Origin of the sequence: Kordia sp. SMS9 (assembly GCF_003352465.1) — a bacterium.
Classification (GTDB): domain Bacteria; phylum Bacteroidota; class Bacteroidia; order Flavobacteriales; family Flavobacteriaceae; genus Kordia.
Genome location: NZ_CP031153.1, coordinates 5128009 through 5140469, shown reverse-complemented (window position 1 = coordinate 5140469; position 12461 = coordinate 5128009). Strand labels below are relative to the sequence as shown.

The 12461-nt window shown below is 37.2% G+C and carries 3 protein-coding genes; all 3 read left to right on the top strand.

Annotated features, from left to right (window positions below; genetic code table 11):
* Window positions 1-141: 141 nt before the first annotated feature.
* Window positions 142-3180 carry a leucine-rich repeat domain-containing protein gene (locus KORDIASMS9_RS21755; protein ID WP_114904874.1) on the top strand — a complete coding sequence of 1013 codons (3039 nt, stop codon included), beginning with the start codon at window positions 142-144 and terminating at the stop codon, window positions 3178-3180.
* 6 nt (window positions 3181-3186) lie between these two features.
* Complete coding sequence (locus KORDIASMS9_RS21750; protein WP_114904873.1) at window positions 3187-8787, top strand: S-layer family protein; 5601 nt, start codon at window positions 3187-3189, stop codon at window positions 8785-8787.
* A 405-nt stretch (window positions 8788-9192) separates the two neighbouring features.
* A complete protein-coding gene (locus KORDIASMS9_RS21745; RefSeq protein WP_114904872.1) occupies window positions 9193-12315 on the top strand; it encodes a leucine-rich repeat domain-containing protein in 3123 nt (1040 codons plus the stop codon).
* Window positions 12316-12461: the final 146 nt, after the last annotated feature.

The following is a 12461-nucleotide window of genomic DNA, read 5'->3' as shown; positions in this document are numbered from 1 at the left end:
AAAAAGGTACTTATATTTAGTGTGTAAACAGCATTTTCTTTATCACTTACTACCTGCAAATTTCTTCCTTTTTCATATTTAATTCCGAAGTATTGTAATACTAGATGCAATACACTAATCGTACTACTAAATAAGAATACAATGAAAAAAGAATTACACAAGCTGTTATGCATATTGTTAGTATGTGTAACCAATCAAATAAGTTTTGCGCAACCAACTGAAAGGGGCGGCGGCACATTCTTTATTGTCAATGGCATCGAATATGAAGCTACTAACTTTGATCCAAATGAAGTAGCACTAGTTTTTGGTACTCCAGAAGGTGCTTTTACCGTACCAAGTTCGGTAACATTTCAAGGAGTTGACTTTAGTGTCGTAGAAATAGAAAGTGGCGCATTATACGGAGCTTTAGCAACAAGTATTACACTTCCTGCTACCATAAGAGCTGTTGGTGATTATGCTTTTGAAGATTCAGCAATAACACAAGTAACCGCTTTAGGTACAACAGCACCTACGTTAGGAGTCTTTGCGTTTAACGATAATAGTTTGGTAACACTAACAGTACCCACAGGCGAAGAAGGTTCTTATTTAGAAAATGGTTGGTTAGGATTTGCTACAATTAACGGAACAGCTTTCAACTTTGAAGTTAATAATATTACTTATGGTATTAACTCATTATCATCGAATACAGTAGCTGTACTTGATAGTTCCATTACGGGAAGTACTGCGGTAATTCCAACAACAGTGACATTCAATAGTACTACATATACAGTTTCCGAAATTGCTAATGCTGCTTTTGAAAACAATCAGTTAACAGGTGTAACCATTCCTACTACAGTTACTAAGATAGGAGAAAGAGCTTTTAAAAATAATCAGCTTACTGGTGTTACCTTACCCACAAATCTTACAGAATTGGGTGCATCTGCTTTTCAGACCAATCAAATAGCAACGATTAGCATTCCTCCAAATATTACAGTACTAAAACAAAATATATTTTTAGTTAATCAGTTGACAAGCGTTACCATACCCGCAGCAGTTACAAGTATTGAAGGAGGAGCTTTTAATAATAATCCAATTACAACCTTTGATGTATTGGCAACCACGCCACCAACCATTCGTTCATTTTCTTTTTCGAATCCAGCAACAATTGATGTTACAGTTCCAGTGGGAACAGAAGCTGCCTATACAGCAGCAGGTTGGAATATGTTTCGTACGATTAATGGAATTACGCAATTTAGGGTTGGATCTGAATTTACAGAGAATAACTTCAATTATAGAGTAACTGCAATCAATCCTAATGAAGTGGAAATTACAGGTGGCACCAACATTCCGCAAGACCTAGTCATTGATGCGAGTGTAACAACAGAAGGCTTAAGTTTTTCAGTGGTTAAGGTTGGTGTAAGTGCTTTTGAAAACAAAAATCTAACGAGTGTGCAACTCCCAAATACCATGCGATTTATTGATGATTTTGCGTTTCAAAGCAATCAAATTTCTAGTTTAACCATTCCAACAAGTGTGACACGTATTGATTTTAGAGCCTTTCGCTTAAACCAAATAGGAGGCAACTTACTCATCCCTAATACAGTCACTGCTTTAGGAAATGCTGCCTTTGAAGCAAATAATTTATCAAGTATAAGCATTTCTGAAAATTTATCAGCCATTGGAAATCAAGTTTTTAGAAGCAATCAATTGACAACGGTGACCATTCCCGCTAATATAAATTCGCTAGGCGATAATTGTTTTAGAAGCAATCCGTTAACGGAAGTTATTGTGTTAAATCCAACGCCACTAACGTTTACAGGTAATGATCCTTTTCAGTCAATTCGTGGAAATATAGCGCTTACCGTTCCTGCTAGTACAGAATTAAATTATTTGGTGAGCGGTTGGACAGGTTTTGCATCAATCAACGGACAAGATCCAGCGTTTTTTAATGAATTTGAAGAAAATAATGTTACCTACAGAATCACAACATTAAATCCCAACGAAGTTGCAGCCGTTGGCACTATAAGTCCGGGAGCATTAGAAATTCCAAGTATAGTAACCAATGCAACCGAAGCTTTTACCGTAAAAACCATTGCTACGGATGCTTTTAGAGACAGTCAACTTACATCCATAAGCTTACCGTCAAGTGTTACAAGTATTGGACAAAGTGCCTTTCAAAATAATCAATTGACAACGGTCATTCTTCCAGCGTCCATTACGAATGTGGCAAGAAGATCTTTCCGAGACAATCCGCTTAAAACGGTTATTCTAGAAGGATTTACGCCACCTACGGTGAATAATCAAAGTAATGCTAATAATACCTTTAGCAATCGTTCTAACATTGATTTATATGTGCGATCAGGAACGGTGCAACCACATCTCAATGGAGGTTGGTCTAACTTTAAATCCATCAGTGGCGTTTCCAAAGCATTGGTATTAGATGTGTATTTACAAGGCGCTAGTTTAAATCCATTTACAGGAGAAGAAAACCTAATGCGTGATGATTTGCGCGTAGCAGGATTCATCCCTACCACTTCTCCTTATGGAGATGGCGCTACGGTAAATGCTACCGTATTTGATATCACAGGTGAAGATGCTATTGTCGATTGGGTATTGGTAGAATTGCGTAGTGCGATTGACAATACAAATGTGGTTGAAAGTGTATCGGCATTACTACAACGCGATGGTGATGTAGTAGGAACAGATGGAGTGTTGCCCATACAATTTACAACAGCGTTAGACGATTATGTTATCGCGGTAAAACATAGAAATCACTTGGGAATTGCATCTGTAGCAACTACTGCATTACGATCTACAGCAAATGTATTAGAATTTAGTAATGCCAACAATCCAGTAACTTTTGGAACAAATGCCCAAACCGATGCAGGAATGCCTAACAATACCATAGGAATGTGGGCAGGAAATGTAAATGGAGATAATTTTGTTCAATACTTAGGAGGAACACCAGATACTACGGCTATCTTATCGGCAGCGTTAAACGATCCTGGAAACTTTCTCAACTTTTCCACCTTTATCATCAATGGATATAATGACAATGACGTAGATATGAACGGTATCACACAATACGAAGGAGGTTCGGCAGATTCGCCACTCATCTTACAGAACGTATTGGCGCATCCAGGGAACTTCTTAAACTTTAGTACGTTTCAAATCTTAGAGCAATTACCAAACGACAACTAAAAAGATATGAAAGCAAAAATAACAAGCCTACTGCTATTACTTTTTACAGTATGTGCTGTAGAAGCGCAAACATTTACTGTTGATGGTTTAAATTACCAAGTCACTGCTCCTAATGAAGTACAACTTACAGGAGGAAATCCTGTGACTACAGATTTAGTGATTCCAGCAACCGTAACGAATGGTGTAGATACGTTTACGGTAACTAGTGTAGGGAATCAAGCTTTTAGACAATCAGGATTAACCTCAGTTGATTTTCCAACAACTATCACTGCGATAGGGGAACAAGCTTTTCAGCAAAATCAGCTAACGAATCTTGTTTTACCACAAAACCTTATGAGTCTGGGACTTCAATCATTCCAAGGAAATGGATTAGTGGATGTTACGTTTCCAGCTGGTTTGCCTGCTATTGGTGAAGCTTCTTTTTCAGGGAATCAAATAGCTACGTTAAACATACCTGCTAGTGTAATTACGATAGAAGCCGTTGCTTTTCGGAACAATCCTTTAACAAGTCTAACGCTAACTGAAGGATTAGTAACCATAGGTAATGAAGCCTTTAGAATAAATCAGCTTACAAACCTTACGCTGCCTTCAACAGTCACGAGTGTGGGTGCTAGAGCTTTTGAAACGAATAATTTATCTACGATAAATTCACAAGCTACGACACCGCCTACCATAACTACAGGTACTAATGATAGCTTTGGAAATAGAAGTGCTATCGATTTAACCATTCCGCCAGGAAGTGAAACAGCGTATGCAACAGCTACTTGGACAGGATTTAATTCTGTAAACGGAGTTTTAGATTTTCAAGTGGGTACTACGTTTACAGAAAACAACCTGAATTATATAGTTACCTCACAAACAACTAATGAAGTAGAAATTACAGGAGGAACACCTGCTACAAATTTTGTAATTCAAGCAAATGTAACGAATGGAGGTACAACATTTTCAGTAACAAGTGTGGGAGTTGATGCCTTTGAAAATAAACAATTAACAGCTGTTACGATACCAGCGACCATTACTACTATTAAAGAAGATGCCTTTCGAAGCAACCAACTCATAAGTCTAAATTTACCTGAAGGACTTATAAGCATTGGAAATCGTGCTTTTCTCAGCAATCAAATAGCAAGCCTCAATCTGCCAGAGAGTCTTACAAGCATTGGAGATAGTGCTTTTCTAAATAATTCAATAACAAACCTTACATTACCATCAAACATTACAACTATAGGTGAACGTGCTTTTGAAAATAACTCTTTAACAACAATAAATTCGCAGGCTACGACACCGCCTAGTATAACCACAGGAACTAATGATACTTTTGGGAATAGAATTGCTATCGATATAACCATTCCTTCAGGAAGTGAAACAGCTTATGAAATAGCTACTTGGACAGGATTTCGTTCTGTAAACGGCGTTGTAAATTTTCAAGTAGGTACTACGTTTACAGATAACAATATAAATTATACGGTGACTTCGTTAACACCTAATGAAGTACAAATCATAGGAGGAACACCTGCAACTACAGATTTAGTAATTCCAGAAGATGTAACAAATAATAGCACAACATTTTCAGTAACTAGTGTAGGAGTTGATGCTTTTCTTAACAATCAACTCACAAGTGTTACTATACCAGTAAGTGTAGCATCAATTGGTGCTAATGCCTTCAACGGTAACGCATTGACGGCTGTAATTTCAAACAATCCCACAGCACCTGTACTTGGAACTAATGCGTTTGCAAATACACCTTCAAATATAGTACTGACTATTCCATCAGGAAGTGAAGCTTCGTACGATGCTGCAGGTTGGAATACTAATTTCTTTTCAGTGAATGGAATTCCTGTAGTGGGAGCAGAATTTGATGATAATGGATTCACGTATAGAGTCTCAGGTGCAACTCCAAATACACTCAATTTGAGAAGTGGAAACAATGCCACAGGCGATATTACAATCCCAGAAACCGTAACCTTTGATGGAATCACTTTTAATGTTACTGAAATTAGTGGAGAAGCGTTTCGTGATGATCAAATCACAAGTGTCACCATACCAGTAAGTGTAGCAACAATAGGAAATAATGCTTTCAGAAGTACGGTATTGACTGCTGTAATTTCTAACAATCCAACCGCACCTATACTTGGAAACAATGTGTTTGGTGGCACGCCTTCGACGAAAACGTTGACCATTCCAGCAGGAAGTGAAGCTTCGTATGATGCGGCGGGTTGGAATGCTAATTTCTTTTCTGTGAATGGTATTCCTGTTATCGGAACAGAATTTAATGACAATGGATTCACATATAGAGTAATTACTGCAAGTCCAAATGAACTTTCACTGAGAAATGGAAACAATGCTACAGGCGATATTAGTATACCAGAAACTGTAGCTTTTGAAGGAATCACTTTTAATGTTACAGCAATTAATGGAAGTGCGTTTCGCGATAACCAACTCACAAGTGTTACCATACCAACAAGTGTAGCAACAATAGGAAGCAATGCTTTCAATGGTACCGCATTGACTGTTGTAATTTCTAACAATCCTGTAGCACCTGCACTTGGAAATAGTGCGTTTGCAAATACACCTTCTAATATAGCGTTGACCATTCCAAGTGGAAGTGAAGCTTCGTACGATGCGGCAGGTTGGAATACTAATTTCTTATCAGTGAATGGTATTCCTGTAGTGGATGCAAGATTTAATGACAATGGTTTTACCTATATAGTCACAGGAGCAACTCCAAATACACTCAATTTGAGAAGTGGAAACAATGCGACAGGCGATGTTACAATCCCAGAAACCATTACCCTTAATGGTATCACTTTTAGTGTTACTACCATTAATGGAGATGCGTTTCGTGATAATCAGATAACAAGTGTTATCATACCAGCAAGTGTCGTATCAATTGGTGGTAATGCTTTCAGAGACACAATATTGACTACTGTAATTTCAAACAATCCTGTAGCACCTGCACTTGGAAATAGTGTGTTTGCAAATACACCTTTCAATATAGCGCTGACCATTCCAGCAGGAAGTGAAGCTTCGTATGATGCAGCAGGTTGGCCTGCTAATTTCTTTTCTGTGAATGGAATACCAGTATTGAATTCAACGTTTATTTTTGATGGACTTACCTATATAATCACAGGAGCAAATCCTAATACAGTAGCCGTATCAAATGATAATGATATTGCGGGTGATATTACAATCCCAGAAACTGTTACCCTTGATGGAATTACGTTAAATGTTACAGCAATTAATGCAAATGTCTTTAGAGATAATAGCGCATTAACAAGTATCAGTATTCCTTCGGGTGTCGTAACTATTGGCGATAGAGCTTTTTTTAATTCGGCATTGATCTCTATAACATCTAACAATCCAACCGCACCAACATTGGGAACAAATGTGTTTGAAAATACGCCTTCCAATATAGCACTGACCATTCCTGGTGGAAGTGAAGCTTCATACGATGCCGCGGGTTGGACTGCTAATTTCTTTACTGTAAATGGAATACCTGTAGTAAATTCAATATTTGTTTTTGATGGACTTACCTATAGAGTCACAGGAGCAAATCCTAATACAGTAATCGTACTAAATGATAACGACATCGCAGGTAATAATATCGCGGGTGATGTTATAATCCCAGAAACCGTTACTATTGATGGAATTACGTTAAATGTTACAGCTATTAATGCAAATGCCTTTAGAGATAATAGTACATTAACAAGTATTAGTATTCCTTCGGGTGTCGTAACTATTGGAGATAGAGCTTTTTTTAATGCAACATTGACCTCTGTAACATCTAACAATCCAACCGCACCAACTTTGGGAACAGATGTGTTTGAATCAACAGTTTTTGAAAAAGAATTGATTATTCCTAATGGAAGTGAAGCTTCTTATACTACTGCTGGTTGGCTTTCTAATTTCTTTACTGTGAATGGAAACCCTGTAATCGGAACTGTATTTCAAGTGGCTGAATTTAGGTATCGTGTAACTTCAGCAAACCCGAATACATTAGAATTGATTACGAATGTAATTGCCACTGGAGACATTACGATTCCAGAAACTATTACATTCATTAATATTACATTTACTGTAAATACGATTGCTGATAATGTTTTTAGAGACAACACTACAATAACTTCAGTAACAGTGAACAATCCTGTTGCTCCAACATTAGGAACCGATACTTTTACAGGAATTCCTGCAAATATTCAACTTACAGTACCTACAGGAAGTGAAGATTCATATATTGCTGCTGGTTGGGACGTTGACTTTGCAACTATTAATGGTGTTCCAAATATTGGATACCGATTTGATGTCAATGGGCTCACATATATAGTTACAGGTAACAACCCACATACCGTAAGTTTTAACAATGGAAATAATGCATCAGGAAGTGTTATAATTCCTGAAACGGTAAGCTTCTTCGGCAATACATTAACTGTAACAAACATAGGCTTCAATGCTTTTAGAGATGATCCACTTACCACAGTGAGCATACCAGAAACCATAACGGTTATTGATGAAGGAGCATTTCAGGGATCAGGACTTACAGATGTAGTCATCCCTAATAGTGTAGTGGATATAGGTACAAGAGCCTTTGCCGCGCTTCCAAATTTAACAACAGTTACCTTAGGAAGAAATGTAACCTTATTAAGCTTTAGGAGTTTTGATAGCCCAGCCATTACAACTGTTACATATTTAAGTTCAAACCCAGATGGAATTTCGTCTGGAGCAAGAAAATTTGGAAACAGAGATGCGTCTATAGATCTCATCATTCCTTTAGGAACTACACAAATTTATTTAGATAGAGGTTGGACAGACTTTAATTCCATCACAGAAATTCAAGTGGATATTACCTTAGCAGCAAAAGTATTTTTACAAGGAGCAGCACTCAATCCCAATACAGGAGAAGAAAACCTAATGCGAGACGATTTGCGCGCGGCAGGATTCATCCCTATCACTTCTCCTTTTGGTGATGGTGTTACCACTACAGCTTCAGTATTCAATACCACAGGGGCAAATGCTATTGTAGATTGGGTTTTTGTAGAATTACGTGATGCTACCAATAGTTCATTGATTATCGAAGGAACATCCGCACTATTACAACGCGACGGTGATATTGTAGATGAAAGCGGCGTTTCTATTTTAAAATTCGTGCTTCCTGGAGACAATTATTTTGTTGTTGTAAAGCACAGAAATCATTTGGGAGTGATGACAGCAACTCCTGTAGCTTTATTGGGAAGTCGTGTAGATGTTGACTTTACCAATGCAACCAATCCAATCACTTTTGGAAGTAATGCACAAACCGATGCAGGAATGCCTAACAATAGGTTAGGAATGTGGGCAGGAAATGTAAATGGAGACAATTTTGTTCAATACTTAGGAGGAACACCAGATACGACCGCTATTTTATCAGCTGCGTTAAACGATCCAGGAAACTTTCTCAACTTTTCCACCTTCATCATCAACGGTTACAATAACAATGATGTAGATATGAGCGGAACCACACAATACGAAGGTGGCGTTGCAGACTCACCACTCATTTTGCAAAACGTATTGGCGCATCCAGGGAACTTTTTGAACTTTAGCACGTTTCAAATTATTGAACAAATACCAGAATAAGATACTTAATTCTATAGAAATAAATTAATAACATATAAATATGTGCCTTATGAATATTGTATGCTTTGTAGTCTTTTAAAAAATATTGAAAAATGGTAACATGTTGATTTTCAGTTTTTAACAAAAATGACACCTATTTGATACCACCTAAAATTTGTAACAAATCCGACATAAAGCTTCCTTTGTTTTGAGTTAAAGCAAGTTTTATTTCAATTCAAAACGACTATTGAAAGTATTGTGTATCATCAAAAAAACACCAATGGATAGTGTATCAAGTTCAATGTCATAAAAAATCAAACTGTTTTTTTCCTTTTTGAAGATGATATTTCCCTTTTACGCAATTTTAAAAGGATTATCAGTCAATTTCAAAGACTTTAGCAGCGTATACTAAACACACACATAATCATGAAAAAAAAATTACTAGCAACCATATCCGTACTAATTGTATGTTTTGGAATGCTAAAAACGAATGCTCAAGAACTTGAAGGCGGCGGCGGATTCACAGTAGATGGAACATTTTACGAAGTTATAAACTTTAATCCGGATGAAGTAGCTATATCATCATCTGCTCCTATAACAGGTCAATATACCATACCAAGCAGTGTTACCTTTCAAGATGTAACCTATACTGTTGTTGAAATTTACTTTGAAGCATTTGCTAACAATACGGATCTAACAAGTGTTACCATTCCAAGTACGATTCGATTTATTGATAATCAAGCTTTTGTAAACACAGGACTCACAGAAGTGATTGCCTTAGGAAATACGCCAGCAACCGTATTTGGAGACTCTTTTGGAACGCCAAGCAATATAGATTTAATTGTGCCTTCAATAGCTATAGATGATTACCTAAACAATGGCTGGACAGGTTTTGCTACAGTCAATGGAACTTTGAACTTATTTGAAGTAAATAACATTACTTATGGCATTAACTCACAAGCTGGAAATACAGTTTCGGTGATTAGCAGTACACTTACGGGAAGTATTACAATTCCTTCAAGTGTAACTTTTAACACTACAAATTTCACTGTCACAAAAATTGCTAATTATGCTTTTTTAAATGCGCAATTGACAAGTGTTTCATTGCCAAATACTATTACTGAAATTGGAATAGAAGCTTTTAGAGGAAATCAATTGACAAGTATTGCATTACCTTCTGCGCTCGCTACTATAAAAAATGCTGCATTTAGAGACAATCAATTGGCGGACGTACTACTTCCAAACACTGTAACTTCTATGGAAGAACGTGCATTTTTTGACAATCAAATTACTAGTATTACATTTTCAACTGGTTTGACAACAATAAGCAGAAGTGCTTTTAGTAGTAATAACTTAACCAGCATCAGCATACCAGACGGAATTACCGTAATTGATGATTTTGCTTTTCAGGCTAATAATATTGCAGATATTACAATTCCTGCCAGTGTCACAACAATTGATGGTTTTGCTTTTTTTAACAATCCTATCACAACTGTAGCAGTATTGGCAACAACTCCGCCAACAGTAGGAAACATAGAGTTTACATTTGATACGCCAGCAAGTATTGCTTTGACAGTTCCTTCAGGAACAGAAACTGCCTATGAAAACGCAGGTTGGACAGGCTTTGCTTCTGTAAATGGCGTAGTGGCTCTCATTGTTGGATCAACATTTACTGAAAACAATTTTGACTATGAAATCACGTCGTTATCACCAAACGAAGTAGCAATTAAAGGTGGAACCAACATTCCGCAAGATTTAATAATTGATGCAAGTGTAACCACACAAGGAACTACGTTCTCAGTAGTAAGAGTTGGGCAAAGTGCCTTTGAAAATACAAACTTGACCAGTGTACAACTGCCAAATACACTACGAAATATTGATAATTTCGCTTTTCAAAGCAATCAGCTTACAAGCCTGACCATTCCTTCAAGCGTGCGCGTCATTAGTTTTAGAGCATTTCGTCTAAATCAAATCGGAGGAGACTTAGTCATTCCCAATACAATTACTTCTTTAGGAAATGGCGCTTTTGAGACAAATAACTTAGCTAGTGTAACTATATCTGAAAATATTTCCACCATTCCAGCACAAGCATTTAGAAACAATCAATTAACGACGGTGACGATTCCTGCGAATGTAAATTCACTAGGAAATAATTGTTTTAGAAATAACCCGCTAACGGAAGTGATCGTCTTAAATACAACACCACCAAGTATTACTGGGGGAAGCAATTCAGATTCTTTCCAAGGAAGTAGAGGTAATATAGCACTAATTGTTCCTACAAATACAGAATTAAACTATTTAACCAGCGGTTGGACAGGTTTTGCAACGATCAACGGACAAGATCCAGCGGTTTTTAATGAATTTGATGACACTAACATTACGTTCAGAATCCGAACATTAACTCCTAATACCGTTGAAATTGTGGATAGTAGTATAACAGGTGAGTTAATTATTCCAACTTCCGCAAACAATGGTACAGAAAACTTTGCAATTACAGCTATCGTAGCAGATGCGTTACGAAATAATCAATTAACTTCTGTAGTCGTTCCGCCTTCCATCACTAGTATCGGTAGAAGAGCTTTTCAAAATAATCCGCTAAAAACGTTTATTCTAGAAGGATTTACGCCACCATCACTAAACAATCAAACGAATGGGAACAATACCTTTACCAATCGTTCTACTATCAATTTATTTGTACGATCAGGAAACGTTCAGCCCTACACAAACGCTGGTTGGACAGGTTTTAAATCAATCACAGGTGCTTCCAAAGCACTCGCGCTAAAAGTGTATTTACAAGGCGCAAGTCTCAACCCAAACACAGGAGAAGAAGATGTAATGCGCGACGATTTGCGAGCGGCAGGTTTACTACCATTCATAAGTCCGTATGGAGACGGTTTGGCAATTTTTGATACAATTCTAGTAAATACAACTACAGGTAGCGATGCAATTGTAGATTGGGTTTTTGTTGAACTACGCGATCCTTTAGACAATACGATTATCATAGAAAGTAGGTCTGCTCTCTTACAACGCGATGGCGACATTGTGGGTATGGATGCCGTTTCTCCAATACAATTTGCAGCAAACGTGGGCGATTACTTCATCGCAATAAAACATCGAAATCACTTAGGAATCATGATGGCGAATGCAAAGCGATTATCTTCTGTCATAACAATAATTGACTTTGCTAACGCCATCAATCCAATCACTTTTGGAATTAATGCACAAACCGATGCAGGAATGCCAGCAAACACGTTAGGAATGTGGGCAGGAAATGTAAATGGAGACAGCATTGTACAATACCAAGGAGGCACACCAGATACGACCGCAATATTGTCAGCAGCTTTAAATGATCCTGGAAACTTTCTCAACTTTTCCACATTCATCATCAACGGCTACAATGACAATGATGTGAATCTAAGTGGAACTACACAATACGAAGGTGGAGTAGCAGATTCGCCACTCATCTTACAAAATGTTTTAGCGCATCCAGGGAACTTTTTAAACTTTAGCACCTTTCAAATAGAAGAACAATTACCAACTCAAGATTAAAATGTCATATAAACCAAAACTATTTTTCCTTTTTAGAGGTGTTTTTTCCCTTTCGGGAAGATTTATGCAGCGTAAACACACGATATATGTGACATTAGCCAAATAAATTATCAACTCTGAAACTATGTTTCAAACACTAAACAATT

Bases quoted from the DNA above. Each gene is read 5' to 3' on its own strand.
- KORDIASMS9_RS21755 (WP_114904874.1), top strand. From the start codon at position 142: ATGAAAAAAGAATTACACAAGCTGTTATGCATATTGTTAGTATGTGTA.
- KORDIASMS9_RS21750 (WP_114904873.1), top strand. From the start codon at position 3,187: ATGAAAGCAAAAATAACAAGCCTACTGCTATTACTTTTTACAGTATGT.
- KORDIASMS9_RS21745 (WP_114904872.1), top strand. From the start codon at position 9,193: ATGAAAAAAAAATTACTAGCAACCATATCCGTACTAATTGTATGTTTT.